The 26,167-nt window shown below is 69.9% G+C and carries 22 protein-coding genes; 14 read left to right on the top strand and 8 right to left on the bottom strand.

The window, feature by feature from the left end; genetic code table 11:
• Positions 1-46: 46 nt before the first annotated feature.
• Positions 47-940 (top strand): peptidase inhibitor family I36 protein, encoded by an 894-nt coding sequence (locus ACGFNP_RS51905; RefSeq protein ID WP_358319485.1) that lies wholly within the window; start codon positions 47-49, stop codon positions 938-940.
• A gap of 33 nt (positions 941-973) precedes the next feature.
• Entirely contained in the window at positions 974-1,915 is a 942-nt protein-coding gene (locus ACGFNP_RS51900) for a SpoIID/LytB domain-containing protein (protein ID WP_358319488.1), read from the top strand.
• Positions 1,916-1,959: 44 nt separating this feature from the next.
• On the opposite strand, the gene ACGFNP_RS51895 is transcribed toward ACGFNP_RS51900, so the two are convergent.
• Positions 1,960-2,664 (bottom strand): NBR1-Ig-like domain-containing protein, encoded by a 705-nt coding sequence (locus ACGFNP_RS51895; RefSeq protein WP_393331037.1) that lies wholly within the window; start codon positions 2,662-2,664, stop codon positions 1,960-1,962.
• Between the two features lie 662 nt (positions 2,665-3,326).
• Here ACGFNP_RS51895 and ACGFNP_RS51890 point away from each other — a divergent pair.
• Positions 3,327-4,007, top strand: a complete 681-nt coding sequence (locus ACGFNP_RS51890; RefSeq protein WP_393331034.1) for a hypothetical protein — start codon at positions 3,327-3,329, stop codon at positions 4,005-4,007.
• Here the strand turns inward: ACGFNP_RS51890 and ACGFNP_RS51885 are convergent.
• Together ACGFNP_RS51885 and ACGFNP_RS51880 are read right to left on the bottom strand one after the other, a co-directional pair.
• Complete coding sequence (locus ACGFNP_RS51885; RefSeq protein ID WP_393331031.1) at positions 3,919-5,874, bottom strand: NACHT domain-containing protein; 1,956 nt, start codon at positions 5,872-5,874, stop codon at positions 3,919-3,921. The genes ACGFNP_RS51890 and ACGFNP_RS51885 overlap by 89 nt on opposite strands.
• Positions 5,875-6,819 (bottom strand): class 1 isoprenoid biosynthesis enzyme, encoded by a 945-nt coding sequence (locus ACGFNP_RS51880; RefSeq protein ID WP_393331029.1) that lies wholly within the window; start codon positions 6,817-6,819, stop codon positions 5,875-5,877.
• A gap of 91 nt (positions 6,820-6,910) precedes the next feature.
• On the opposite strand from ACGFNP_RS51880, the gene ACGFNP_RS51875 reads away from it, so the two are divergent.
• The gene (locus ACGFNP_RS51875) at positions 6,911-7,756 is read left to right on the top strand and encodes an acyl-CoA thioester hydrolase/BAAT C-terminal domain-containing protein (RefSeq protein WP_393331026.1); all 846 of its coding nucleotides are present in this window, start codon (positions 6,911-6,913) and stop codon (positions 7,754-7,756) included.
• 13 nt (positions 7,757-7,769) lie between these two features.
• Here the strand turns inward: ACGFNP_RS51875 and ACGFNP_RS51870 are convergent, their stop codons facing one another.
• Entirely contained in the window at positions 7,770-8,108 is a 339-nt protein-coding gene (locus ACGFNP_RS51870; RefSeq protein ID WP_358319506.1) for a helix-turn-helix domain-containing protein, read from the bottom strand.
• 100 nt (positions 8,109-8,208) lie between these two features.
• Between ACGFNP_RS51870 and ACGFNP_RS51865 the strand changes: the two genes are divergently transcribed.
• Positions 8,209-9,033: an MBL fold metallo-hydrolase gene (locus tag ACGFNP_RS51865; RefSeq protein ID WP_393331023.1), complete on the top strand. Its 825-nt coding sequence runs from the start codon at positions 8,209-8,211 to the stop codon at positions 9,031-9,033.
• Between the two features lie 7 nt (positions 9,034-9,040).
• Here the strand turns inward: ACGFNP_RS51865 and ACGFNP_RS51860 are convergent, their stop codons facing one another.
• Positions 9,041-9,277 (bottom strand): sensor histidine kinase, encoded by a 237-nt coding sequence (locus tag ACGFNP_RS51860; protein ID WP_358319512.1) that lies wholly within the window; start codon positions 9,275-9,277, stop codon positions 9,041-9,043.
• A gap of 15 nt (positions 9,278-9,292) precedes the next feature.
• Here ACGFNP_RS51860 and ACGFNP_RS51855 point away from each other — a divergent pair, with 15 nt between their 5' ends.
• The 3 genes from ACGFNP_RS51855 to ACGFNP_RS51845 all read left to right on the top strand — a co-directional run bounded on the left by ACGFNP_RS51855 (position 9,293) and on the right by ACGFNP_RS51845 (position 12,504).
• The gene (locus ACGFNP_RS51855) at positions 9,293-10,480 is read left to right on the top strand and encodes a hypothetical protein (RefSeq protein ID WP_393331019.1); all 1,188 of its coding nucleotides are present in this window, start codon (positions 9,293-9,295) and stop codon (positions 10,478-10,480) included.
• Between the two features lie 111 nt (positions 10,481-10,591).
• Complete coding sequence (locus ACGFNP_RS51850) at positions 10,592-11,827, top strand: sensor histidine kinase (protein ID WP_393331016.1); 1,236 nt, start codon at positions 10,592-10,594, stop codon at positions 11,825-11,827.
• On the top strand, positions 11,824-12,504 hold the full coding sequence (locus ACGFNP_RS51845; protein WP_393331013.1) for a response regulator: 681 nt from the start codon (positions 11,824-11,826) through the stop codon (positions 12,502-12,504). Before ACGFNP_RS51850 ends, ACGFNP_RS51845 begins: the two co-directional genes overlap by 4 nt.
• A gap of 27 nt (positions 12,505-12,531) precedes the next feature.
• On the opposite strand, the gene ACGFNP_RS51840 is transcribed toward ACGFNP_RS51845, so the two are convergent.
• A complete protein-coding gene (locus ACGFNP_RS51840; protein WP_358319524.1) occupies positions 12,532-13,485 on the bottom strand; it encodes an aldo/keto reductase in 954 nt (317 codons plus the stop codon).
• Positions 13,486-13,494: 9 nt separating this feature from the next.
• Complete coding sequence (locus tag ACGFNP_RS51835; protein ID WP_393331010.1) at positions 13,495-14,703, bottom strand: cytochrome P450; 1,209 nt, start codon at positions 14,701-14,703, stop codon at positions 13,495-13,497.
• 260 nt (positions 14,704-14,963) lie between these two features.
• Between ACGFNP_RS51835 and ACGFNP_RS51830 the strand changes: the two genes are divergently transcribed.
• From ACGFNP_RS51830 to ACGFNP_RS51805, 6 genes are all read left to right on the top strand, one after another.
• Positions 14,964-16,511, top strand: a complete 1,548-nt coding sequence (locus tag ACGFNP_RS51830; RefSeq protein WP_393331007.1) for an FAD-dependent monooxygenase — start codon at positions 14,964-14,966, stop codon at positions 16,509-16,511.
• Complete coding sequence (locus ACGFNP_RS51825; protein WP_358319539.1) at positions 16,508-17,377, top strand: phytanoyl-CoA dioxygenase family protein; 870 nt, start codon at positions 16,508-16,510, stop codon at positions 17,375-17,377. Before ACGFNP_RS51830 ends, ACGFNP_RS51825 begins: the two co-directional genes overlap by 4 nt.
• Positions 17,378-17,437: 60 nt before the next feature.
• On the top strand, positions 17,438-18,487 hold the full coding sequence (locus ACGFNP_RS51820; RefSeq protein ID WP_393331003.1) for a ketoacyl-ACP synthase III family protein: 1,050 nt from the start codon (positions 17,438-17,440) through the stop codon (positions 18,485-18,487).
• Between the two features lie 38 nt (positions 18,488-18,525).
• Positions 18,526-19,584, top strand: a complete 1,059-nt coding sequence (locus tag ACGFNP_RS51815) for a ketoacyl-ACP synthase III family protein (protein ID WP_358319545.1) — start codon at positions 18,526-18,528, stop codon at positions 19,582-19,584.
• On the top strand, positions 19,584-23,480 hold the full coding sequence (locus ACGFNP_RS51810) for a type I polyketide synthase (RefSeq protein ID WP_393331000.1): 3,897 nt from the start codon (positions 19,584-19,586) through the stop codon (positions 23,478-23,480). Before ACGFNP_RS51815 ends, ACGFNP_RS51810 begins: the two co-directional genes overlap by 1 nt.
• 525 nt (positions 23,481-24,005) lie before the next feature.
• Positions 24,006-24,929, top strand: a complete 924-nt coding sequence (locus tag ACGFNP_RS51805) for an alpha/beta hydrolase (RefSeq protein ID WP_358319551.1) — start codon at positions 24,006-24,008, stop codon at positions 24,927-24,929.
• A 177-nt stretch (positions 24,930-25,106) separates the two neighbouring features.
• Here the strand turns inward: ACGFNP_RS51805 and ACGFNP_RS51800 are convergent, their stop codons facing one another.
• Entirely contained in the window at positions 25,107-26,087 is a 981-nt protein-coding gene (locus tag ACGFNP_RS51800) for a S66 peptidase family protein (protein ID WP_393331184.1), read from the bottom strand.
• Between the last annotated feature and the right edge of the window lie 80 nt (positions 26,088-26,167).

Below are 26,167 nucleotides of genomic sequence, written 5' to 3'. Positions count from 1 at the left end.
CCGAAACACAGGCTCGCAGACATTCCGCAGACAGAAGGAGAACAACATGACCACGCTCACCAGGATCCTCGCCGCGACGACCGCCGCGATGGCGCTCGGCGGGACCGTACTCGCCACCTCGGCGCCCGCCTCGGCGGCAAGCCGCGACGGCGTCTGCGATACAGGCGAGTTCTGCTACTACTTCAACAGCGACAACCAGGGATCGGTCTCCGACTTCACCGGATCGATCGACGACTACGACACCACGCAGCCCACCTGCTACGACTTCAAGGGAGCCGGCGAGGGCAAGGGCAAATGCATCAAGAACGCCGCCGCCTCCGTCTGGAACCGCAGTAGCAAGCCCGTCCGCGTCTACTTCAACACCGGCTACGCCGGCACCTACCAGGACTTCGCCGCAGGCGCCAAAGGCAACCTGAACGCCAGCCTCAAGAACCAGAACGCCTCGCATCAGTTCAGCCCGTCATCATCGACGCGCACCAACATGTCGTTCTCGCTGTACGGGACCAGCGGCGGCGGCATCTCCTGCGGCTTCGACGGTTACACCTCCACCTCCGGCCGGCACGAAGGCATCGACATCGCCCGCGCCGTGGGCTCGAATGTTCGCTCCCTGGTGACGGGCCAGATCATCAACGTCGCACGTGGCGCCACCGGCAGGGCGGGACTTTCCACGATCGCCATCTACATCTCCTCGGTGAACAAGACGGTGATCTACCTGCACTCCGCTCCGCTGTCCTCCTTGCGCGTGGGCCAGCAGGTCACCCGCGGCCAGGTCATCGCCACCGAGTCGTGGCATGGGGTGTCGACCAAGGCATCCGCGCACACCCACGTCGAGATGCGCCCCGGACGGGTCACGCTCGCGGCCAAGAGCGTCGGCGACCCGAACCTGCAGAACCCGAACCCGACCTCGTTCTGGAACTCCCAGGGCTACAACGTCCGATAACGAACCCTGACCGCTGACAAAAGGAAGACACCTGTGCCTTCACGAACTGTACGGCTGATCTCGGGGTTCACCGCGACGATGGCGCTCGGCGGAACCATGCTGGCCACAGCGACGCCCGCCTCGGCGGCCAGCCGCGACGGCGTCTGCGACACCGGCGAGTTCTGCTACTACTTCAACAGCAACAACAAAGGGTCGGTCTCCGACTTCACCGGATCAATCCCCGACTACTCCACTACGCAGCCCAGCTGCTACGACTTCAAGGGCCCCGGCGAGGGCAAGGGCAAGTGCCTCAAGAACGCCGCCGCCTCCGCCTGGAACCGCAGCAGCAAGAAGGTCCGCGTCTACTTCAACACCGGCCTCACCGGCACGTACCAGGACTTCGCTCCAGGTGCCAAAGCCAACCTGAACCCCACCCTCAAGAACCAGAACGCCTCGCACGAGTTCCTGGGTAGTTCCTTGCCGCCGACCCAATGCAAGACCGACGGCACGGACAGCAAGCTGCCCACGACGATCCTCGTGTACCGCGAGTCTCTCAATCGCGTGGAGCGGGTGGACTTCAAGACCTACGTCAAGAACGTCCTGCCCAACGAGTGGGTGACGACCTGGCCGAGCGAGTCCCTCAAGGCCGGGGCGATGGCCGTGAAGAACTTCGGCTGGTACTGGGCGCTGCACTCCGCCAGCAAGACGCCGAGCGGCCAGTGCTTCGACGTCTATGACCACACCTCGAGCCAGGTGTACAAGCCCGGCTCCGCGAAGGCGGTGACGAGCGCCGCGGTGGACGCGACATGGGGCACCCGGCTGACTCGCAATGGGAAGATCTTCCGGGCCCAATACTGCTCCACGACGACGGCGTGCGGCAATTGGGTCGACGGGGACTGGATGTCGCAGTACGGCTCTCGCGACAAGGCCAATGCGGGCTGGAGTTACTCCAGGATCCTCAAGAACTACTACACGGGGATCGTTATCGGCTCCTGAACCCCCTAACTCTGGTTCCCCGCCGTGTCATGCGCGGCGGGGAATTAGAGTTCCTCGACGATGATCTGGAAGTTGATCGGCCGGCTTCCGGGGAACACGACCGTTCCCGAAGCGTCCACCATCTTGAATCGCACGTAGCACAGGCCCGGCTTCCTCGGCGTGGTGATGTCCGTCCGAATGTCGACCATCTCGCCGGGTTGCGTGTCCTTGATCGGCACGTCGGTAATGGTCTGGCATTGATCGGCACGCTGCGTGACGTCTAGACGCCGCAGCGAATATCCCTTCCACGGCACGGTTCCGGTGTTCTTCAGCCGCCATACCTTGGTCATGGTCTTGCCGGCGCCGACGCGCGTGCAGTCGGGGAGCGTGAGGTCCGCGATGAACACGGCCGCATCGCCCTCGTGCAACGGCTGCGCCCAAGGCGGGTTGGTCGAACGCACCGGGCAACCGACTGGGGCCACCGCGGCAATCGATGGGCTGCCGGTCGGGTTCAGGGTGTGTCCGTCGGGCGTGGAGTCGCGATTGACGGCGGCCACGATGAGGACCACGGCCCCCACGGTGACGGCCGCTGCCGCGAACACGGCCGGGCGGGTCGGCCGTGATCTCCCTTTGCTCCCTCGCGCAGGGAGCAGATGCTGAATGTCGCCCGCGATCTCGTCGGGCGACGACGTAGGCACGGATGCCGAGATCTCGCCGGCCGACCGGGGCGCTTGCGACCCGACGGCGAGGTGCACGGTACGAAGTTCCACGGCGCCGCCTGTGGCGGAGGCCGCGAGCCCACCGGACAGACGGTCCGCCGAAGTGTCCCCGACGCTCGCCGATCTGACCGTCAGGTTCGCTCTCTCCCAGAGTTCGCGGTAGGCGGCCGGGTCCGCGTTACACGCCTTAACGAACTCGACGGTGGTCTCCCAACTCGGGAGCCGGTTACCCTTTGTGGCTTCGTGCAACGTTGTGTGAGAAATCGCCCCTGAACGGCCGGACATCTCACGGAAAGGTGGGTTACCGACTACGTTACGCAATTCCCGCAGAGTCGCCGCAAAGCCTTCGATCGTCTCCGCACGTGCACGCCTGTCGTCCACCGTGTGAAGGTAACAGCACTCACGGTCTTCACTCAACTCAAACCGGTATCGGCGCGAAGCCAGGCGAGGTACGAACGGCCAAGCCCCATAGTTGCTGTTTGGATGCGCATCGGCACCTGATACGGCATAATGCCGGGCGGCATTCTTGGACATTTCAAGTACGGTGAGACACGATTCAATAGTGGGCGGCATTTAGCACTGCGACTTTCAATCCGCAGGTTCCCGGGCGCCCTACCACTCCGCTCTGCGGTCTCCGATGATCGTGGGTCCATATCGGAGGATGGACCGGCAGGTCAGTAACACCAGGCGGCGTCTCGGGTGATACTGGCAGGATGCCGGTCACCTACGGGCCCGAATACTCCCGCCCCGACCTGCCGGTCCCGCCTGTGCCGCTGCCCGGGGTGCCCGTGACGATCCGCCGTGTTCTGGGCGGGACGTCGCCGGAGCGCGCCGCCACGGCGACGTTCGGCTGGGCGCTGGTCACCGCCGCGCTCGCGCTGGCGGCGATCTTCGTGCCGCATCCGGCCTTCTCCGCCGCCACCTGGCTGACCGCGGCGTACGTGGCGGCGCGGGTCGTGACGCTACGGCTGCTGGCGCGGGCCCAGCGGCGATTCGAGCCTGACTGGCTGGCCGCGCAGACGCGGGTGCTGCGCGGGCACGGCTTCGACGTCCTGCGCTGTACGGTCGCCGGGCGGGTCTGCGACCTGACCAGGCCGGGTGACATGGCGGCGCTGACGTGGGCCGCGCCTGACGCGGAGGTGGTGCTGGAGTTCGGCTACCGGCCCGCGGCGAGTGGGCGCGTCGCGGTCGAACGGATTCGTCGCGGGCGGGCGGAGCTGGAGATACAGTACGCGCACTTCGCGCCGGACAGCGGCCGGGTGCGCTTCCCCGAGGCGAGCTACGTCATCGGCGCGAGCGGCCGGGTCACAGCTTGGTCGCTGGTGGGGCGGGTGCTGCTGACTCCGGCGGTGCCGGCTCGGCTGCGGCCTGATCCTGCAGGAGTTCGTGCCTGAACTGGTAGTAGGGTCCGGTACGGCGGAGCACCCCGCGCTCGTAGGCGTCGTGCAGGAAGGCCATCAGCCGCAGCGGCAGCGCCCGCCGCGAGGCGTACCATATCCGGACATTGATGAACCGCCCCCACGCGCTCGGCGCCATCATCGTGACGCCGAACCCGGCCGCCCCGAGCACCACGCCACCGGCGGCGCCGATGAGCGTCTGTTGCCACCGGTCGAGAGTGAGCAGCAGCACGTGGTCCCTGACCCGCAGTCCGCTCTCCATCCACCAGCCGAGGTAGGCGCCGACGGCGAGCCCGACCAAGCCGCCCGCGGTGAAGGCCAGCAGCACGGCCGCCCGGTCGTTACGCAGGAAGCCGTCAGGCGTGCCCGCCTTGTCGGCGTTGGCGGGGGCCAGGGCGAGGGAGGCGGCCAGGAAGCCGAGCAGGAACACCGCACCCTCGGTCAGTGCGAAGGTCACCCCGTCGTACAGCACCAGGACGATCACCATGCCGGGCACCACGCACACCAGGCCCTGGCCGAGGCGGCGCAGCAGGTAGCGCCGGGTCAGCGTCTTGCGCAGCTTCGGCCGCGCCTCACGCGGGTAGTGCTGCCTGGCCAGCGACACCGCGAAACCACCGGCCAGCCCGACCGCCAGGCCGAACCACCAGCCGACCTGGCCCAACCCGAACAACGCGAACTCCGCGGCGCAGAGCGGTCCGAAGATGGCCATCCCGAGCACGGTCTGGAAGGCGGGGAGCACCGCGCGGGGCACCGCATGGTGGAGTTCCCACCAGGCCAGGTCGCCGGTCCCCCGGCGGCGCAGGAAATCTGCCAGGAACCGGAGGTAGCGGGCCGCCTCGTCGGGGGTCCACCGCTGATCGGCCTCCGGTTCCGGCCGGTAGACGGCCGGCACGAACCCGGCGACCAGGCTCTGCCTGATCCGCGTGGCGGTGCCGTCGATGCGTGGGGGGTGGCCGCTCTCGCAGATGCGCGCCGCCAGGAAGATCATCAACGGTGTGTCGAGCGCCTCGGCCAGCGGGCCGTCCGGCTCCGCGCGCAGCCGGGCGACCAGCGTGGCGGCCTCGGGTACGTCACCCCAGCGCGACTCCAGGTATCCGGCGATCCCAGCGGCGTCCACCGGCAGCAGCCGCACGACCGGCGTCCCGGCGAGCCTGCGGGTCACGGGGCCGGTGAACGCCTCGACGCGGCTGGTCAGCACGTACGGCGAGCCGGACCAGTCCTCGTCGATGGCCCTGACCACCTCGGCACGGCGCGCCGGCGGCACCTCGTCGAAGCCGTCGAACACCGCCAGCAAACTGCCGCCCCTGATCAGCCGTTCCAACGCGAGAGGCGCGGCCCGCAGGAACGGGTACTCGGCGGCCAGCCGCAGCGCCACCCACTCACGCAGGGCCAGCTGCGGCTCCCACGACGACAGCGGCAGCGTGACCGGGATCGGCCGATGCCGCACCGAGGACAGCCGCAACGCGAGAAGCAGGCCGAGCGTGGTCTTGCCGGAGCCCCGCTCTCCTGTCACCACCACGCGCCCTTTCGTGGTGAGCAGGTGGTCGGCCAGCTCCTCGATCGTTGCGGGGAGCGGGTGACCGGACTGACAGCGGATCGGGATGCCGCGGCTGTGCGGGACGTCTCGGTTGCCCGCCTCCCGCCTGGCCGCCTGCATGACCTCGTCGGCCAGCCGGTCGGCCAGGTCGGAGGTGTCGTCCGAGGGCCGCGTGCCGCGCAGGGTGCCGATGTAGGCCACGACGAGGGCGGCCGCGGCGATGACCGCCTCGACGTTGGACCAGCCGCCCACTGCCAGCCGTACGACTGCCAGGATGACGAACGCCAGCGGGAGGATGACGAGCAGCGCCGTCTGCAGCCTGCGCATCTATGAGGCTCTCTTCGGGGGGATGGCGTGGGTGCCGCCGGCGAGCAGCAGCCCGAGCGGGGTGTTTCGCTTTCTCGTGGCCCGTCTGTTCTGGTGGTGTTTGAGCACGTCAGCCACCAGGACCAGAAGGAGCGTCGCGGTGAAGGGCCGGGCGGCGGCTGCCCCGTAGCAGGCGGCCAGGCGGGGCCGCAGCGCCCGCAGCCGGGCCCCCACCTCGGCCAGGCTCACCTCACCCCGGTTGAGCGGGGTGCCGATGCCGTCGCGCAGGTCGGCGTCCTGGTCGAGGTAGTCGTCCAGGAGCTGCAGTGCCTCCCCCGCCTCCATCACCGCCTCGCGTTGCACCACGCTCATGTCCGGATGCACCAGGCCGAACAGCACGACGCCCGCCAGCCCGCCCTTCCCCCGAGTGATCTTGCCGAGCTGCGCCGGCGGGGTGCCGGGATCGCGCTGCGTACGGGAGAGCACCTGGTAGTCGTGCAGTTCGAGCAGGGCGGTGTGCCAGAGTTCGCCGGGAGCACGGCGGTGGATCTCCGCGTAGAGCGCGGCCAGCAGGCGTCGGTGATGATCACGTGGTACGGCATGCCCGCCGACCTTGAACAGGGACGACACCCAGGAGTCGATCTCCGGGTCGCCGCCGTTGTCGATCAGGTCGTCGTAGAGCCGGGCGACCGATCCGGCGAGCATGACCAGCTCGCCGTCACAAGGCTGCCCCGCCATCCTGGCGTAGGCATGGATACCGACGTTGAAGGACAGTGCGGTGCCGCGCAGCGAGGCGATCATCGCCTCGCGCTCAGGCTCGGAGAGGAGGTCGCGGACGATCGGTTCCACGGCCCGCTCGAAGTCACGCACGGCGCCGGGTGCGCGGGCGACGGCGTCTTTGAGCGCGACGGGAAGGGCGATCGCCAGCCGGGCACAGCGCAGAACGGTCAATAGGTCGCGAATCACTACGCTCCCATCGGCAGACGCTGAGCGCATGATGACATGGCGCCGAGCTACGGTAAATACGGGCTTTCTGTGCTGACAGGTGAGGGTGAACATGGATGAGCGGGAACTGACCGAGCCGTGGGAAGGCGTCTTGATCAGTCCGGAACCCATCGGTCACACAGGCGTTCTCGTTCTGGCGGGGTCGAGCGGTCGTATCGAACGGGACAGGGCCCGCATCCTCGCTCAGGAGGGGATGACCGCGATGTCGATTCGCTGGTTCGGCGGTCCTGGCCAGTCACCGGGCATCTGCGAGATTCCGCTGGAGACGTTCGTGTCCGCCGTCGATCTGCTCGAATCCACCGGAGTACGGCGCATTTGCCTGATGGGGTCGTCCAAGGGCGCGGAGGCCGTCCTGCTCACCTCCGTTCATGACCCGCGTGTCGACGGCGTCGTGGCGATGTCGCCCACCTCGGTGGTGTGGGGCAATGTCGGCCCAGGGCGAGACGGGAAGCAGCGCCCTTACCGGTCGTCCTGGACCTGGAAGGGGCAGCCGCTGCCCTTCGTGCCCTACGACGATGACTGGACGGCCGCTGAACCGGCGGACGGTCCGGTCGCTGTCCGCGGCTGGTACGAGAAGAGTGAACAGACATTCGCCGACCTGCTGCTCGCCGCCGAGATCCCCATCGAGGAGACCCGTGCCGACGTGTTGCTGGTGGCGGGCGGGGACGATGCGATGTGGCCGTCCCTCCCGTTCGCTGAGCGGCTTGTCGGCCGTCGCCGTAGCGCCGGTCGTACAGCTCGGCTGATCAGCAGGGCCGAAGCCGGCCATCGGCCGCGGCTTCCGGGGGAAGGGCCCGCTTCGGCATCGCCGCACTTCCTTTACGGCGGTGACGCTGTCGCCGACGCCGAGCTCGGAGCTGCCGCCTGGCCGCACATCCTCGATCTGCTCCGCGGCTGACACGATCGACCGCTCAGGCGCGGACCTGGGTCTGCTCCTGTGCCCAGGCGCAGATGGCGGCCAAGGGCTCCTTCAGGGAGGCGCCCAGCTCGGTCAGTGCGTACTCCACGTGCTGGGGAGCGCTCTGCTTGACGATCTGGCGGCTCACCAGGCCGTCGGCCTCCATCCCGCGCAACGTCTCGGTCAGCACCTTCTGCGTGATGCCGGGCAGGCGGTGGCGGAGCCGGGCGTGGCGCTGGGGGCCGTCGAGGAGGGCGTAGATCAGCAGGATCCGCCACTTCGCCGCGAGCCGTTCCAGAGCCTGGCGGGTGGCGCACGATTCCTCGAACACGTCAGGGATCATCAACGCCATCCACGTCTCCCAACCGAGAAGGGCACCTGAAAGTGCCTTCTGTCCCGCCGGTGGCCTCGCGGCCTACGTTCGGGATCAACAGTAACCGGAAGGGACCTCCATGACCGACTTTCGTGTGCACACCTACAGCGCGGCCGAGACGGGCATCTTCGTCAACAGCTACCTGGTCGAGACGGCCGAAGGAGTCGTGCTGGTGGATGCGAGCCTGCTGGTGTCGGACGCCAGGGCACTGGCCGCCCGGCTGGCCGCGTTACGCAAGCCCCTGCTGGCGGCGTTCGTGACGCATCCCCATCCCGACCATTTCAACGGGCTGCCGTACGTGGTCCCCGATGAGGTGCCCGTCTACGCCACCGCCTCGGTCGCGAAGGTGATCCAGGACAGCGCCGTCGCGAAGCGGGAACAGTGGCAGCCGATGTACGGCGAGGAATGGCCGGACCGGTTCCGCGTCCCCGAGGAACTGCTGGAGAGCGGTGGCAAGGTGGAGATCGGCGGGGTGCGGCTGACGGTGACCGACGCCGGCCCCGCCGAGAGCCACGCCGACTCCTACATCGTCGCCGAGGCCGGCGGGCAGCGCGTCGCGTTCATCGGCGACCTGGCCTTCGCCGGGACGCATTCCTACCTGTCCGACGGTCACACCGGGACGTGGCTGACCGCGCTGGACCGGCTCGCCGGCGAACTGGCGGGGACACGGCTGTATCCGGGGCACGGGCCCGCGGGCGGGGTCGGTCTGTTCGACGACCAGCGCAAGTACCTGCTGATGTACCGGGAGGCCGTGGCTCGCCTGGCCGCCGGAGGAGCCTCCCTCGACGAGGAACGGAAGCGGGAGCTGACCGGCCTCATGGTGCGCTACGCCCCGGACGCGCCGCTGGACTGGCTGCTGAGCCTCGGCGCCGACCCGGTCGCCGCGGAAATGGCCGCCCCATGAAAGCCGCTCAGGCTGAGTCGGCATTCGGCGAAAGGCGGGCGGGGAGGGTGACGACGAACTCGCTGCCAGTGCCAGGGGATAGTTCGATGGTTCCCTGGTGTGCCTCGGCGATCGCGCGTGCGATGGAGAGGCCGAGCCCGCTGCCCTGACGACGTACCGGATCGCCCTGAGAGAACCGCTCGAAGAGGTGCGGGCGCAGGCTGGGGGCGATTCCGGGGCCCTCGTCGGTCACCACGAGTCGCATGCGGGGGACGGCGTCGTGGAATGCGCCCCATCGGTGATCGACTGCCGCCGGGCGACCGTCGTGCCCATCGTGCCCCCGGCCGCCGGGGATCCGAACGTCGAACAGGATCAGCGGGAGTTCCGGCTGGCGCCGGACGGCCGGCATGTGGCGCTCAGCCAGGTCCGCCGCACGGCGTCGGGACGGCCCACCGGAGTGGGCATCGTCGGCAGGCTGGCTCGCCACGGCGACGCCTACCACGTGGAGGACGCCCGAGTGGTCGCGACGGACGGCGAACTCAAGGGCTTCACCCCCGACGGGCAGGCCGTGACGTTCGCGCGATTCCTCAACGCGTTCGAGGCGGGCAATCCAGACGTCGTGGAGGTCGACCTGCGCTCAGGGCGCGAGAGCCGGTTGACCTCGGCGTTGGACTGGGATGAGGATGTCGACTTCTCACCCACCCCCCACAAGGGACGGCGATGGATGGTCGTCGGCAGCGCCCGTACAACCGCGCTGCTCGAAACCTTCTCGCAGATTCGCCGGCCGCCGTTCATCGAAGAGGGCGTCCCCGCGCTGCCGTTCGCGGCGTTCACCGCCCGCAACCCGGAGATCGCCGAACCGTGGCTCGTCGACGAGCATGACACCCGCGGCTCGTACACCGGACAGCCGCTCGCCCCCGGCGCAATCGCCGCAGGCTGGGACGCCAAACCCAACTTCAGGTGGAAGCCCGACGGCGCGGCCGTGCTGTTCTGGCAGCAGCAGGTGCGCGGCACGCGGACCAGGGTCGTCGTCGCCCACCTTCCGGAACGCACGCCCGCCCAGCGCGGACCGGCCCGCCCGGCACCCACCCCGTCCTGGGCGCCACCGGTGGCCGGCCACGTCCCGCCCGATCCCCGGCCCGTGGCACACCACGCCGGGAAGATCTCCGGGAGCATCGACATCACGCGCCGGTCCTCGCCGCTGCCGCCGTTCGAGTCCCTGCTGGAGGTGACCTACACGAACTACTCCGACGAGCCGGGATTCGTGCTCAATGGCGTCGAGCGGAGCCACCACGGAAAGCCGGGCCTCTACGGGGCACCCTCCCGCTACAGCGCCGACCTCGCGGTATCCGGACGGCACAGCGGACATCTCACGGCGAACAACGTGCTGATCCAGCCCAATGCCATAGCCGGCACCATCGAATCCGAGCTCGACGGCCAGCATCTCAGCCTCGGCCCTCTCCCCTGACCCGGTCAACCGGCTGCGGTATGGCCGCCCGCGTGTATACCGCCGATGGCGGAGGGGAGCTGCACCCTGCGGATGATGAGGATCCTTGATGGCCGCGGTTAGCATGCGCTGATGCGGGCAAAGGTGCTGTCGTCCCTCAGACGGCTCGCCGTGGCGAACCCTTTCCTCACCGACCTGGTGTTCGGCCTCGTCATCGCCGGCATCACGCTGGCGTTCGGATTCGCCATGGGCGGCAGCTCGGCCGATCAGGGTTACGCGCAGCGCCCCCTGGACGTCTGCGGCGTCGGGCTGACGCTGGCGGCCAACCTCGCGCTGGCCTGGCGGCGGCGTGCGCCGCTCACCGTGCTGGGGATCTGCTGTGCCACCGCGATCATCCTGCACGCGGCCGGCTACGACACCAGGATCAACCTGGCGGCGACCCTTCTGTCGCTCTACACCGTGGCCAGCCGGCTGCCGCCGGCCGTGTCCGTCCCGTGCGTGCTGCCCGTCGCCGTCTCCTGGTGGCAGTCGGCATTCCTGGCCCCGCACGAATTCACCGGTCTCAACATCCTTCAGGGCAGCATCATGATGGCCGTGGCCTGGACGTTCGGCAACGGCACCCGGCTGCTGGTCGAGCGCAACAGGCGGCTCGCCCATCTCACCGAACGACTGCATCGTGAGCAGGACGACAACGCGCGCCGCGCCGTCACCGAGGAACGGGTGCGCATCGCCCGCGAACTGCACGACGTGGTCGCCCACCACATGTCGGTCATCATCATCCAAGCGGGGCTCGCCCGCTACGTCTTCGATTCCGACCCCGGGACCGCGCGCGGCGCGCTGACCACCATCGCCGACACCGGCAGCGAGGCCATGGGCGAGATGAGACGGCTGCTGTCCGTCCTGCGCATCGACGTCGACGACGAGAGCGACGGCTACGATCCGGCGCCCGGCCTGCAGCGGCTCGAACCACTGGTGGAACGGGTGCGCTCGGCGGGCGTGCCGGTGCACGTGAAGATCAACGGCCCGGCGCGCCCGCTGCCACCCGGAATCGACCTGTGCACCTACCGGGTCATCCAGGAGTGCCTCACCAACGTCCTCAAACACGCCGGTCCGGCCACGGCGTGGGTCACGGTCGCGTACCACGGCACCACGCTGGAGCTGCGCGTCACCGACGACGGGCGCGGGGTGGCGGCGGCCCCCAAGGAGGACGGTCACGGCTTGATCGGCATGCGCGAACGCGTCAAGCTCTACAAGGGAACGGTCACAGCCCAAGCGAAGTCTTCAGGCGGATTCGAGGTCGTGGTCACTCTGCCGCTGTCGCCCATCAAACCGGACGCTCCTCTGCAACACGGTGAACCGAACGCATGATCAAGGTAATCGTCGTCGACGACCAGATTCTCGTCCGTGCCGGGCTGACGGCGCTGCTTCGTGCCGTACCCGATCTCGACGTCGTCGGCGAGGCGGCCGGTGGTGAGGAGGCCATCGCCCTGGCAGCGGCCGTCCGTCCCGACGTGATCCTCATGGACATCAGGATGCCGGGCATGAACGGCGTCACGGCGACCGAGCGCATCCTGTCCGCGGACAGCGACCATCGGCCCAGGGTGCTCATCCTGACCACCTTCGACCTCGACAAGTACGTCTACAACGCCTTACGCGTCGGGGCGTCGGGCTTCCTGCTCAAGGACACCCCGCCCGAACGGCTCATCGCCGCCATCCAGACCATCGCCTCCGGCGACATGCTCTTCGCGCCCAGCGTCACCCGGCGCCTGATCGAGGCCTACACCCGCCAGAGCGACCAGCCCGCCGCCTCGCCCTCCCCCGCGCTGGCCTCTCTCACCGCCCGCGAGAGCGAGGTGCTCAAACTGGTCGGGCACGCCCTGTCCAATGCCGAGATCGCCGCTCGCCTGTGCGTCAGCGAGGCCACCGTCAAAACCCACCTCAACCGCGCCATGGCGAAACTCGGCGTCAGCAGCCGTGCCCAGGCGGTGTCGCTGGCGTACGAGTCCGGCCTCGTCACCCCCGGCCAGGGCATCCCCTCAGCGTGATCCACTGACGCCGCGCGGTCTCACCGTTCAGGAGAGCGGCATCAGCTCAGTGATCTCGGCCAGTTCGGCGGCGGTCGGTTCCCAGTCGCCGGCCGCCGCGTTGGCCCGGATCTGCTCCGGGCCGGTCGCGCCGGCGATCACCGAACCGCAGCCGGGCAGTGCGGCCAGCGCGCCGATGGCCACGTCCAGGAGGGAGCGGTCGTGCTTGTCGGCCCAGGTCCGCAGCACCTCCACCCGGTCCAGCCTGTCCGGTGTGACCAGGTGGGGACGCGCCGCGAGCCGGGTCCCGGCCGGCGGCTCCTGCCCGCGTCGTACCTTCCCGGTCAGCAGCCCGTGGGCCAGCGGGAAGTACGGCAGTACGCCGACCTTGTAGTGCGAGGCCGCCGGCACCACCTCGCGCTCCGCGCCGCGCTCCAGCAACGACCAGTGGTTCTGCGCCGACACGAACGACGCGCATCCTCGCTCGCGGGACACGTGCGCGGCCTCGGCGATCTGCCAGCCGGCGAAGTTGGAGCTGCCGATGTATCGGACCTTGCCCTCACGCACCAGCTCGGTCAGCGCGTCCAGTGTCTCCTCGATCGGGGTGACGCCGTCGGGGAAGTGGTACTGGTAGAGGTCGATGTAGTCGGTACGCAGGCGGCGCAGCGACCCCTCCACCGCGCGCCGGATGTACGACCGGCCGCCCAGCGTTCCGCGTGCCTGGCCCTGCCCGTAGTCGGGGCGGTTGCCCTGGCTGCCGAACTTGGTGGCCAGCACCACCTGGTCCCGCCGGCCGGCCAGCACCTCGCCGAGTATCTCCTCGGAGGCGCCCGGCACCGCGCCGTACGACTCTGCGGTGTCGAAGAGCGTCACGCCCTCCTCGATCGCCGCGTCCACCACCTCCCTGGTGCGGGCCGCGTCGATACGCGAACCGATGTTGTTGCAGCCCAGCCCGATCACTGACACCCGGAGGCCCGAGTCGCCCAAGGTCCTGTAACGCATGATCCAAAGCTACCTTCCGCTAGAACGGCCCCAGGCGACCGGCAGCCGGTCCACTCCGTACACCGCCATGCGGTCACGGGTCGGCACCTCGGCCGCCGGAACGGCCAGCCGCAGGTCGGGGAAGCGCTCGAAGAGCGCGGTCAGCGCGATACGGAGCTCGGCCCGCGCGAGATGCTGCCCGAGACACTGGTGGATGCCGTGCCCGAACGCCAGGTGCCCGGTCGCGGACCGGTCCAGGTCCAGCCGGTCCGGGTCGGGGAAGTGTTCCAGGTCCCGGTTCGCGACCGGCAGGGCCAGCACCACGGTCTCGCCGGCCGCGATGACCTGGCCACCGATCTCGACATCGGCCAGCGCGGTGCGCCGTACGTCGAACTGGAGGATCGACAGGTACCGCAGCAACTCCTCGACCGCCGGTCCGGCGAGTTCCGGGTCCGCGGTCAGACGGGCCCGCTGGGCCGGGTCGGTCAGCAGCGCGAACGTCCCGAGCGCGAGCATGCTCGACGTGGGCAGATGGCCGGTGGCCAGCAGCACCATCCCGAGGTTGGTGAGTTCGTCGTCGGTCAGGTCACCGGTCGCCATGGCGTGCGCCAGCAGCCCCTCGTCCGATGGACCGGATTCGGCGCGCAGGCGCGCGAGGAGGCCGCGTACCGTCTCGATGATCGACAGCACGGCACCGGCGGTCTGTTCCGGTGTGGAGTCCAGGTTGTTCATCACCGCGGTCGCCGCCTGGATCACGTGCCGGTCCTGTGCGGGGACACCGAGCAACTCGCAGATGACCAGCGCCGGAACGGGCATGGCGAACGACGTCACGAGGTCGGCGGGCGATCCACCGTCCGCCATCGCGTCGAGCACCTGCGCGGTGTACCGCCGGATCGCGGGCGTCAGCTCGGTGACTCGACGTGGACCGAAGTGACGACTCAGCAAGCGGCGGTACCGAGTGTGGTCGGGCGGGTCCATGTGCGGGAAGATGCCCGGCTCCGCGGGTGTCGGCCGCTGGTGCGCGCGCTCGCCGCCGACCGGCTGGTGCAGCAGCTCACGCCGGGTGCTGAAGCGTGGATCCGCCAGGATGGCGCGGGTGACGGTGTAGCCGGTCGCCACCCAGCCGAGGTGCCCGTCGGGATAGGCGAGCCGACTGAGCAGTGGTCGATTCCGCAGGTCGATCGGTGGGTCGAAGGGGGTGGGCCGGTCGGTCTCCAATGGCTGGGCGCCAGCGCTCATCCGCAGCCTCCCGCATGGGCATCCGGGGCAGGAAGCCCGACCCGGCACGCCGTTGATCATCAGCGTTGAAGATTATGCATGGTTGGTCCGAAAAATGACACCACTAGTCATATATGGATCATCCGATTAGCATCGGCGCTGACCGCCCCGGACACATCTGTCAACACTCAGGTTGCGAGACCGCCGTACACATCGCCGGTCTGTGATCAGCAACCCGACAGCTTTTCCAGCAGGCATTTCTCTCCCCAGCAGAGGTGTTAATGGCGTACCCGGAGGCACAGGTCGCGGTTGTCGGTGGGGGTCCCGTGGGGCTCATACTCGCGTGCGAGTTGGCTCTCCACGGTGTCCCGGTGGTGGTGCTCGAACGATTACCCGCGATCGAGTGGCGCCCGAAGGCGGAAGGCATCACCGGACGGGCGATCGACATCATGGACCGTCGCGGTCTCATGCTCGGCGTCACCGAGGCCCCTGCCACGCCACCGACGGCCGAGCAGCAGGCACGCATCGCCGCGGGTGAGCAACGGCCGGACAGCCTGCTCCCCAAGGCGTTCCCCGGCGCGCGGCACTTCGCCAGCATGTTCCTGCTCCGGCCGGAGTCTCCCGACCTGCTGGTGCCCCAGCAACTGCTGGAGGAGGACCTGGCGCGGCGCGCGGCGGAGCTCGGCATCGAGGTTCGGCGCGGCCATACCGTAATCGGTTTCAGCCAGGACGACGACCGCGTGCGTCTCGAGGTCGACGGTCCGGACGGGCCGTACGAAATGGAGGCGGAATGGCTGGCCGGCTGCGACGGCGGCCGGAGCCTGATCCGGAAGCTGTCCGGCATCGGCTTTCCCGGAACGGACGGCATCACGACCGGATACCGTGCCTTCGCCGAGATCGACGACCCCGAATTCCATCTCCCCGGCTGGTTCCGCAAGGACGGCGGGCTCCTCGTGTACGAGGAGGGGCCGGCCCGGTTCATCACGTTGGAGTTCGACGGCGCACCGGCGAACCGGGACGCGGCCATCACGCTGGAGGAGTTCCAGGAGGCACTGCGCCGGCTCAGCGGCACCAAGGTGACGGTCACCGAGGTCAAGAAGATCACCCGGTTCACCGACAACGCGCGGCAGGCCGAGACGTACCGCAGCGGACGGGTGCTGCTCGTCGGCGACGCGGCGCACGTCCACTCGCATTGGAGCGGCCCGGGGCTGCGGCTCGGCATGGGAGACGCCCTCAACGTCGGCTGGAAGCTCGCCGCGGTCGCGCGCGGTTGGTGCGGCGAAGAACTGCTCGACACCTACACCTCCGAGCGGCACCCGATCGGCGAGCAGACGCTGGAGGTCCAGCGGGCCTCGATCGCGCTGATGCGGCCCGGACAGCACGTCGACGCGTTGCGCCGGCTGCTCACGGAGCTGCTGCTTCGCGACGAGGCGAACCGGCAGCTCACCGCCCTGATCGACGACCTGCACATCAGCTACGACATGGGCGACCCGTCGCTGACCGGTCCGCTGGTCGGGCGCTACAGCCCGGACCTGCGGCTACGGTGCGCCGGCGGCACCGTACGGGTCGCGGAGCTGCAACGCACCGGGCGGCCGCTGCTGCTCGACCTGGCCGCCGATCCCGAGCTGCGCGCGCTCGCCGAACCCTGGGCCGACCGGGTCGACGTGGTCACGGCCGAATGCGCCGAGGCCCCGGCGGACGCCCTGCTGATCCGGCCGGACGGCTTCGTCGCCTGGAGCACGCCCGCCGACCCGGCGTCGCTGCGGGCCGCCCTCACCCGATGGTTCGGCCCGCCCGGACCGCCTGACCGCCTTCGGAGGCCGGAATGAGTGATCGCAAGCTGACCACCCTGCCCGCGTCGGCCCCGGTCGACGAGGCGATCGAGGTGGTCGAGCGTGACGGCACAGTGATCATCGAGGACTTCATCGACGCCGGTACGCTCCGCGGCCTGTGGGACGACCTGGGCCCGGACCTGGAACGCCAGGAGGACGGCGACGGGCGGCTGGTCGGGGTGAAGACCCGGATCCTGCCCGGGCTGATACGCCGGAGCGAGCACTCGATCACGATCATGCGGCAGCCGCACTTCCTGGGCAGTGCGCGGCACTTCCTGCAGCGCCCGGTGCGGGCCTGGCTCGGCGAGCAGCGGGTGGAGCTGGTCCCGACGATCCAGCTCGGCATCTCGCGGGCGATCCAGATCCGGCCCGGCGTGCCGATCCAGGGACTGCACCGGGACGACACGGCCCACCTCCGTAGCCACCCGGGTCCGGAGAGCCGGGTGCAGATCATGATCGCCGCGAGCGAGTTCACCGCGCGCAACGGCGCCACCCGCCTGATCCCGGGCAGCCACCTGTGGGACGACGAGCGGGCGCCCCGCGATGACGAGGCGATCCCCGCTGAGATGCGGGCCGGTTCCGCGCTGCTGTGGCTCGGCAGCACGTACCACGGCGCCGGTGTCAATGCCTCCGACGCGCCGCGCACCGGCCTGTCGTACGCCTACGACCTCGGCAACCTCCGCCAGGAGGAGAACCATTACCTGTCCCTGCCACTGGACACGGTCCGCGGCTACCCCGAGGACATCCAGCGGCTGCTCGGCTACGAAGCCTGCCCGCCCATGTGCGGCCTGTACGAGCTGAGCGATCCGATGCTGCTGCTCCGCGACGGGGCGGAGAACCCCACGATGGCTGACAGCCAGTGAGATCCGACGACCTCTCGTTCCCCCACGCCCCGCGCCGCGCTGCTTCAGCAAGGAGGACGGATGCGCACATCTGACATATACCTGCGCAGTATCGGCGTCCATCTGCCGCCGGTGGTCAGCATCGAGACGGCCGTCGCCGAAGGCCGCTATCCGGCCGACGAGATGGAGTATTTTCGCCTCGGCGGTGCGGCGATAGCGGGCGACGTACCGGCTCCGGAGCTCGCGCTCCGTGCGGCCCGGCACGCGTTCGAGCGCTCGGGCGGGATGTCGCCGCGCGAGCTGGATCTCATGCTGTACGCCGACGTCTGGCATCAGGGGCCGGAGGGCTGGCAGCCGCAGTATTACCTGCAGCAGCACCTGGTCGGCGGCGACGTCCTGGGGATCGAGGTGCGGCACGGGTGCTGCGGGCTGTTCAGCGCGCTGCAGCTCGCCGCCGGCTATCTGCGGCCGGGCGGCACCGCGCTGCTGGTCGGCGCCGACAACCACGGCACTCCGCTGGTCGACCGGTGGCGCATGATCGAGGGCAACGTCATGGGCGACGCCGGGTGCGCGCTGCTGCTCACCACGGACACGGGCTTCGCGCAGGTGCTGTCGGTCAACGTGGTCGTGCTGCCGGAGGCCGAGTCGGTCAACGACGGCGGCGTGCCGATGTTCCCGCCGGACGCCACCGTGGGCCGGCCGCTCGACTTCGCCGCCCGCAACCGTGAGTTCCGCAAGCGGCTCTTCGACCGCGACGGATCCGAGATCATGCTGGCGATCCAGACGACGCTGATGGAGCTGGTCGACCGCACGCTCAAAGAGGCGGGGATCACCCTCGACGAGGTGGCCCGCGTCGCCTTCCCCCACGGGCGCTGGGACGACCTGGAGCACCGGGGGGTGAACTGGTTCGGGCTGACGTTGGCCGACACCACCTGGGAGTACGGCGCCGGCATCGGCCACCTCGGGGTCAGCGACCAGTTCGTCGCCCTCGACCACCTGCTGGCCGACGGGGCGCTCGCCCGCGGGGACTACGTGCTGCTCATCGGGCTGGGCGCCGGCACCACCATGGCCTGCGCCGTGCTGCGGATCCTCGACCTCCCCCAGGAGTACGCCTCCGACGGGCCCGGCTGAGCGCGCGTTGCGCATCGACGATCGACTGTGGAGGCGGCATGGAGACGGCGGACATGTACATCAGCGGAGTCGGGTCGTACCTGCCCGCCACGGTGAGCGTGGAGCATGCCGTGGCGGCGGGCTGGTACACCGCCGAGGAGGTCGAGCTGCACCGGCTCGCCGCGGTCGCGGTGGCCGGTGACATCCCGCCGCCGGAGATGGCGTTGCGCGCGGCGCGGAGCGCCGTGGCCCGCAGCGGGCGCTCCCCCACCGATCTGGACCTGCTGCTGTACGTCTCGACCTGGCATCAGGGTCCGGAGGGCTGGCCACCGCAGGCGTACGTGCAACGCCATCTGGTCGGCGACGGTGTCCTGTCGACTCAGCTCAAGCAGGGCTGCAACGGCATGTTCACCGCGCTGGAGCTGGCCGCGAGCTACCTGCGCGCGCCCGGCCGCCAGGCGGCGCTGCTGGTCGCCGCCGACAACTACGGCACCCCGCTCGTCGACCGGTGGCGGATGCTGCCCGGGGCCGTCGCCGGTGACGCGGGCAGCGCCCTCGTGCTCGACACCGAACCGGGGTTCGCCCGGCTGGCGTCGGTGTGCACGATGTCGGTGTCGCAGGCCGAGGAGATGCACCGCTGCGCCGAGCCGTTGTTCCCGCCCGGCGTCACCGAGGGTCGCACGGTGGACTTCGCGGCGCACAACGACGTGTTCCGGCGGCGCGCGGTGGTCGAAGGCGACGGGACCAAGGTGCTGGTGACGCTGGACGAGCGGATGGTCGACGTGATCGACCAAGCCCTGTCGGAGGCCGGGATCAAGGCCGATGACGTGACCCGGGTGGCGTGCATGAACACCTCCCAGGAGATCGCCGACCAGATCTGCGAGCACCGGCTGGGCATTCCGGCGTCCCGGTCGGTCTGGGATTTCGGCCGGACGATCGGCCATTGCGGGGCCAGTGACCAGATCCTCGCGCTGGAGCACCTGATTCGCGGCGATGCTCTGGGACCCGGCGACCACCTGCTGATGTTCGGCTTCGGACCCGGCGTGACCATCTCGGCCGCCGTGGTGGAGATTCTCGAGTCGCCCATGTGGGCGCGGATGCGGGGAGGAGATTTGTGATGGATCGACCGGTCGAGATGATCGCGCTGATCGGGATCGGCTGCCGTCTGCCTGGCGGCGTCGGCTCGGCGGACGAGTACTGGAACCTGTTATGCGAGGGCCGCGACGCCAGCGGACCGGCACCCGCCGACCGCTGGAGCGACTACGCCGATCGCGGCCCGTCGTACGCGGCGGCGCTACGCCGCACCCTCTCGTACGGGAGCTTCCTGGACGGGGCGGCCGACTTCGACGCGGAGTTCTTCGGGCTCTCGCCGCGCGAGGCGGAGCTGATGGACCCGCAGCAGCGCCTCGTGATGGAGACCGCGTGGGAGGCGCTGGAGCACGCCGGGGTGTCGCCGGACGCGCTGGCCGGCACGGACGCGGGCGTGTACGTGGGCGTCTGCACCGGCGACTACGGGCATCGCCTGCTGGAAGACCTGCCTGACATCGAGGCGTGGACCGGGATCGGCGCCGCCGCCTGCGCGGTCGCCAACCGGGTGTCGTACGCGCTCGACCTGCGCGGCCCGAGCCTGGCGGTGGACACGGCGTGCTCGGCGTCGCTGGTCGCCGTCCACCTGGCCGTGCAGGCCCTGCGCACCGGCGAGACCGACGTGGCGCTGGCCGGTGGGGTCAACCTCATCCTGTCTCCCGGCGAGACGCTGACCCTGGACGCCGCGGGCACGCTGGCACCGGACGGGCGGAGCAAGTCGTTCGACGCCGCCGCCGACGGGTACGGGCGGGGCGAGGGCGCGGCGGTCGTGGTGCTCAAGCGGCTCGCCGACGCCGTACGGGATGGGGACCGGATCCTCGCCACCATCCGCGGCAGCGCGGTCAACCAGGACGGCCGCACCGCGGGCATCATGGCGCCGTGCGGACAGGCGCAGGAGCACGTCATGCGGCGCGCGCTGCGGCAGGCGGGCGTCGAGCCGGGCACGGTCGGTTACGTCGAGGCGCACGGCACCGGCACCGCGGTCGGCGACCCCCTCGAAGCCGGCGCGCTGGGCGCCGTGTACGGCGCGGATCGGCCGGCGGAGGAGCCGTGCCTGATCGGGTCGGCCAAGTCCAACATCGGTCACCTCGAAGGTGCCGCCGGCATCGCCGGGCTGGTCAAGGCCGTGCTGGCGCTCGAACGCGGTGAGCTCCCGCCGAGCCGGCTCGACACGCCCACTCCGGCCATCGACTGGAAGGGCGCCGGGCTGCGGGTGGTCGACGCGCCGACGCCGTGGCCGGCCTCCACGCATCCGCGCCGGGCCGCGGTCTCCGCCTTCGGCTACGGCGGCACCGTCGCCCACGTCGTCCTCGAACAGGCGCCACTGGCCGACAGGAGCGCGGACCGGCTGTATCCGGTGTCCGGCGAGGGGACCGCGGGCCAGCCGCATCCGGCGTCCACCGAGGAAACGGCGGGCCGGTTGTATCCGGTGTCCGGCGAGGGAACCGCGGGCCAGCCGCATCCGGCGTCCGTCGAGGGGACCGCGCGTCGGCTGTATCCGGTGTCCGCCGCGTCGCGGGCGGCGTTGCGGCAGGCCGCCGGGAACCTCGCCGGCGTCGTCGGCGGTCTGTCCGCGGCCGATGCCGGGCACACGCTCGCGCTGCGCCGAGCCCACCTGCCGCACCGGGCGGTGGTCGCGGCGGAGAACCCGGCCGCGCTGGCCGACCGGTTGCGCGCCCTGTCGACCGGCGCCCCGCACGACGCGGTGACCACCGGGCGGGTGCTCGTCGATCCCGGTCCCGGCCCGGTGTTCGTGTTCTCCGGACATGGCTCGCAGTGGGCCGGCATGGGCCGGGAGCTGCTGGCGACGGAGCCGGCGTTCGCCGCGGTGATCGACGAGCTGGAGCCGGTGTTCGCCGCCGAGATCGGCTTCTCGCCCCGGGAGGTGCTCAGCGAGGATGAGCTGACCGAGGTGGACCGGATCCAGACCATGATCTTCGCGATGCAGCTCGGTCTCGTCGAGCTGTGGCGTGCGTACGGGGTCCGTCCGCACGCGGTCATCGGCCATTCGGTCGGCGAGATCGCCGCCGCCGTGACGGCCGGGGCGTTGAGCCGTCTGGACGGCGCCCGGTTGATCTGCCGCAGGTCCCGGCTGCTGCGGCGGGTCGCCGGCCACGGTGCGATGGCCATGGTGCAGCTGCCGTTCGCCGAGGCGGCGCGGCTGCTGGGGGACCGTACCGACGTGGTCGCCGCGATCGCGTCGTCACCCGGCTCGACGGTCGTCTCCGGCCATCCGGACGCCGTGGCCGACGTACTGACCGGCTGGATCGAGGAGGGCATCCCGGCCCGCCGGGTCGCCTCGGACGTGGCGTTCCACGGGCCGCAGATGGATCCGCTCCTGGCTGACCTGACCGCCGCCACGGCCGACCTCAAGGTCGGTGTCCCCGACGTCCGCGTCTACTCGACGGCGCTGGACGACCCACGGGCGAGCCCCGGCTTCGACGGCGCGTACTGGGCGATCAACCTGCGCCGGCCGGTACGCCTGGCCGACGCGATCGCGGCGGCCGCGGCCGACGGATACCGAGCGTTCGTCGAGCTCTCCCCGCACCCGGTGGTCACCCACTCGGTGCTGGAGACGCTGAGCATGGGCGGGCACGAGGAGATCTTCGTCGGCGCGTCGTTGCGGCGGAACCGTCCCACGAGGGCCGCCCTGCTGACCAGTGTGGCCGCCGCGCACTGCGCCGGCGTCGAGGTGGACTGGCATCGGCTGCAGCCGACCGGCGGCCCGGTCGTGCTCCCCTCATACCCCTGGCAGCACCGCAGGCACTGGCGTACGCCGTCCGCCCCGGACACCGCCGGTCGCGGCCACGATCCCGACACGCACACGCTGCTCGGCGACGGTCTCGATCTGGCGGGCACCGACGTACGGCTCTGGCGGACCGGCGTGGACGACCAGACCCGGCCTTATCCCGGCAGCCATGCCATCGAGGGCGTGGAGATCGTACCGGCCGCGGTGCTCGCGGCGACCTTCTTCGCCGCCGCCGGAGGTCAGGTGCTCGGCGAGGTGACGATGTCGGCGCCGCTGCTGACCGCCGACCGCCGCGAGGTCCAGGTCGTACGGCAGGGAACCGGGCTGCGGCTGGCCGCCCGTCCCGCGGGCGAGGCGGACGCCGCCTGGCAAATGATCGCCACCGCCACGGCGCTCGCCGAACCGGGCGAGGCGCCGTCTTCCCCGGCGCTGCCGCTCACGTCGGCGGAGCCGGACCTGGTCATGCAGCGGCTCGCCGCCGTCGGTGTACCCGAAACCGGGTTCGACTGGACGGTCAAGGAACTGCTGCTCGGCCACGGCGCACTGCGCGCCCGGGTACGGTGCGGGCCGGCTGTCACCTGGGCACCCGTGCTGGACGCGGCGATGTCGGTGGCGCCGAGCGCGTTCCCCGGTGACCCGCTGCTCCGCATGGTGACGCACGTCGACCGGCTGGTCACGATCGGAGAGCCACCGGACACGGTGGACATCGAGGTGTGGCTCGACCCCGAACACGCCGACACGGTGCAGGTTCGGGTGACCGACGACGCCGGCGCCGTGGTCGGCTGGCTGTCGGGACTGCGGTACCCGGTGATCGACGTGCCGGCCCCCGCGGAGAACGGCGCCGAGGGCGTACGGCCCGCCGAATCGATCGCTGCCCTGGGGCCCGAGGAACTGCGGGCGTTCCTGCTCGAGGAGGTCAGCGCGCAGATCGCCCAGGAGATGCGGCTGGCCCCCGCCGACCTGTCGCCGCACCGGCCGCTGGTCGAGCAGGGGCTGGACTCGGTGCTGACGGTGGTCGTCCGGCGGCGGCTGGAGAAACGGTTCCGCTGCTCGCTGCCGACGACCCTGCTGTGGCGGCAACCGACCGTCGCCGCGGTCTCCGACTTCATCGCCGGTCTGGTGTCCGCCTCGAACGGTAACGGTAACGGTAACGGTAACGGGAACGGTGACGCGAGGTGAGGAAATGGCTGCCTCACCCGCTCGCGCGGTGAGTGCGTAGGAGGCGAACACCACCGGCAATGATGTCGACGGATGAGGCCGGGGCGATCACCATCGCCGCGGCCCCGTCCGCCTTGCCCCTCTCAGCCGGAGTCGCTGCGGCCTTCGAGACGGGCGGACCTTCGCCGCTTCACTCGGCCGCCGATCCGGGCCGGGCCCGCTCGATGGCGGCCGGACGCGACTGGGCCTCGCGGATCCGCGAGACGTCCAGCTTGCTCGTACGGTCGAAGCGATAGATGCCGTTCTGTTCCTGGAAGACGTCGGTGAGCTATGTGCCACCGATCTCGCCCGCTGGATGATCCGCGTCCGGGACGACCTACCGGAGGCGGCCTATACCCTCAAACGCGCACCACACAACTGGCGTTAGCGCTCCCGTCCTTGATCGTGCCAGCCCGGTCGCGGCGTACTTGTCCCCCGTGCGAGCTACAGGCGAATGTCCACCGTGCGGTGACGATTCCTAACCAGTCGATTCCATAGCGTTACTACATGGACATCTTGCTCCGCAAAATCAAGGCATCCGCTCTGGCCGCGCTGTGCTGCACCGTGGTCGGTGCGGGGCTCGCCGGCTGCGACAGCGACTCGGTAGAGAACTGGGACCCGTTCGCCCCCACAACGCGCAAAGCCGATGCCGGCCTGATCACCGGAACCAAGAAGATCAATGTCGCGGGCAGGTCGGTGAACGTGTCCTGTTCGGGCGACCCGGCGAAGGGCAAGCCGGTCATCGTCCTGATGCACGGCGGCGGTGACGGGCTGGACAAGATGGCCGCCCTCCAGAAGACGCTGAGCACGAAGAACCGGGTCTGTTCCTACGACCGGCTCGGCGCGGGCAAGAGTGACCAGCCGGACGGCCCGCAGGACTTCGCCAGTACCGGCAAGATCCTGACCGGAGTGCTCGGCCAGATCGCCGGCGACAGCCCGGTAGTCCTGGCTGGGCACTCGCTGGGCGGCCTGATCGCCGCCAGGTACGCCCCCGACCACCAGGACAGGGTCAAGGGGCTGGTCCTGATGGACGCCACCCCACCGACCATGGTCGCCGACATCAGCAAGGCGATCCCCGCGTCCGCCAAAGGCCCGGCGGCCGCGGTGCGCGCCCAGAACCTCGCGATATTCCACGGAAAGAACCCGGAGCAGCTCGCCATCACCGACGGGAAAGTCAGTTCAGCCGGAAACACCCCGGTGGAGGTGATCAAGCACGGCAAGCAGTACCTCGCGGCCCTCCCCACGTACGGGCCGCGCCTGGAGCAGGCGTGGTCCGCGGGCCAGCGCGAGTGGCTCGCGCTTTCCAGCAGCGGCAAGCTGAGCACCGCCGCGAACAGCGGGCACTACATCTACGTCGACCAGCCCGACGTCGCCGTCCAGGCGATCGAGCGCGTCACCTCGCAGGTCGCACGCCAAGCGAACGGTGGATGACTGCTTACAGCCGGCCGTGTTCACGCGCGTACCGCGCCGCTTCGTGCCGGGTCCGCTCGTGGTGGGCGTCATCGCGCCCGGCTGCGGCGGCCCTGACAGCCTGTGCGGCATCCCGCACTCTCGTGACGGTGTCCTGCGGGCGATCGCGGAACGCCTCGCCGGCGGGAGTGCGATGGGTCAGTGGTGGAGCAGCGTCAGGCTTGTCTCAGTGTCGGTGATGGTGAGCCGGCCTTGGCCGCCGATCGGGAAGGTGGCCAACGGGTAGGTGTGGCCGACGTCGACGTTGGCCAGGACTGGGACGCCGGTCAATGCCGGTTGGGCGTCGATGATCTGTTCAAGCAGTGGACGGGTCATGCGACTGGCCTGCTGGAACCGGCCGATCGCCAGCCCGCGGACTCCCGGAGCGTCTGGCAGCTGCAGCAGTGAGGTCAGGTCGCGGGCGAAGGTCGCCGGGTGCGACTCGAGGTCGTCCTCCAGGATCAGGAGCGCCCCATCGAGGGATGGCATCGAGGCGGTGCCCTGCAGCAGGTTCAGCGTGCAGAGGTTGCCGCCGACGATGCGTCCCTCAGCGGTGCCGGGCCGGATCGGCCACCATCCGTCGTTGGGGGTCAGGTCGCGTTCGTCCTGGTCGAGGAACCAGAGATCGTCGCTCCAGTGCGCCGCCGGGGCCAGGCTGATCGGAGCGGTATCGAACATCACCGAGGTGAACCAGCACAGGGTCTGCTCGAAATGGTCGCGCATCCCGAACGTCGACCAGTGGGGACCGGAGTAGGTGACCAGCCCGGTCCGGGCGAGGATGGCGTTCTGCAGGGCGGTGATGTCGGAGTATCCGCACAAGATCTTCGGATTGGCCCGGATCAGCTCCCAGTCCAGGAACGGCAGGAGCTCGTTGCAGTTGTAGCCGCCGATGACCGTCAGGATCGCGGCCACCGACGGGTCCGCGAAGGCCTCGTGCAGATCGGTGACCCGGGAGGCGATGCTGGAGGAGTCGAACGCGTCTCGCTCATCGACATGGCTGCCGTACGAGAGCGTCAGGCCCAGCTCGGCGAACCGAGACCTGATGATGTCGGTGTGGTCGTGCTCCATCACCATCGCGCGGGACCTGGACGGCGCCACCACTCGTACGACGTCGCCCGCGTTCAGCTTCGGAGGAAACATCACCGCCGAAGCCTAACCGCGACTTGCGCGGCAAGGGGATGATCGGTCACCATCGTCGGCATGACTAGTGGAAAGGGCGT

The organism is Nonomuraea sp. NPDC049269, assembly GCF_043197155.1.
Classification (GTDB): domain Bacteria; phylum Actinomycetota; class Actinomycetes; order Streptosporangiales; family Streptosporangiaceae; genus Nonomuraea.
The sequence above is the reverse complement of the archived record's forward strand: the minus strand, read 5'-3'. Positions and strand labels throughout refer to the sequence as shown.

Bases quoted from the DNA above. Each gene is read 5' to 3' on its own strand.
- ACGFNP_RS51815 (WP_358319545.1), top strand. From the start codon at position 18,526: ATGGAGACGGCGGACATGTACATCAGCGGAGTCGGGTCGTACCTGCCC.
- ACGFNP_RS51840 (WP_358319524.1), bottom strand. From the start codon at position 13,485: ATGCGTTACAGGACCTTGGGCGACTCGGGCCTCCGGGTGTCAGTGATC.
- ACGFNP_RS51830 (WP_393331007.1), top strand. From the start codon at position 14,964: ATGGCGTACCCGGAGGCACAGGTCGCGGTTGTCGGTGGGGGTCCCGTG.
- ACGFNP_RS51810 (WP_393331000.1), top strand. From the start codon at position 19,584: ATGGATCGACCGGTCGAGATGATCGCGCTGATCGGGATCGGCTGCCGT.
- ACGFNP_RS51820 (WP_393331003.1), top strand. From the start codon at position 17,438: ATGCGCACATCTGACATATACCTGCGCAGTATCGGCGTCCATCTGCCG.
- ACGFNP_RS51860 (WP_358319512.1), bottom strand. From the start codon at position 9,277: ATGCGACTCGTGGTGACCGACGAGGGCCCCGGAATCGCCCCCAGCCTG.
- ACGFNP_RS51825 (WP_358319539.1), top strand. From the start codon at position 16,508: ATGAGTGATCGCAAGCTGACCACCCTGCCCGCGTCGGCCCCGGTCGAC.
- ACGFNP_RS51905 (WP_358319485.1), top strand. From the start codon at position 47: ATGACCACGCTCACCAGGATCCTCGCCGCGACGACCGCCGCGATGGCG.
- ACGFNP_RS51875 (WP_393331026.1), top strand. From the start codon at position 6,911: ATGGATGAGCGGGAACTGACCGAGCCGTGGGAAGGCGTCTTGATCAGT.
- ACGFNP_RS51865 (WP_393331023.1), top strand. From the start codon at position 8,209: ATGACCGACTTTCGTGTGCACACCTACAGCGCGGCCGAGACGGGCATC.
- ACGFNP_RS51835 (WP_393331010.1), bottom strand. From the start codon at position 14,703: ATGAGCGCTGGCGCCCAGCCATTGGAGACCGACCGGCCCACCCCCTTC.
- ACGFNP_RS51850 (WP_393331016.1), top strand. From the start codon at position 10,592: ATGCGGGCAAAGGTGCTGTCGTCCCTCAGACGGCTCGCCGTGGCGAAC.
- ACGFNP_RS51805 (WP_358319551.1), top strand. From the start codon at position 24,006: ATGGACATCTTGCTCCGCAAAATCAAGGCATCCGCTCTGGCCGCGCTG.
- ACGFNP_RS51870 (WP_358319506.1), bottom strand. From the start codon at position 8,108: ATGGCGTTGATGATCCCTGACGTGTTCGAGGAATCGTGCGCCACCCGC.
- ACGFNP_RS51845 (WP_393331013.1), top strand. From the start codon at position 11,824: ATGATCAAGGTAATCGTCGTCGACGACCAGATTCTCGTCCGTGCCGGG.
- ACGFNP_RS51885 (WP_393331031.1), bottom strand. From the start codon at position 5,874: ATGCGCAGGCTGCAGACGGCGCTGCTCGTCATCCTCCCGCTGGCGTTC.
- ACGFNP_RS51800 (WP_393331184.1), bottom strand. From the start codon at position 26,087: ATGTTTCCTCCGAAGCTGAACGCGGGCGACGTCGTACGAGTGGTGGCG.
- ACGFNP_RS51890 (WP_393331034.1), top strand. From the start codon at position 3,327: ATGCCGGTCACCTACGGGCCCGAATACTCCCGCCCCGACCTGCCGGTC.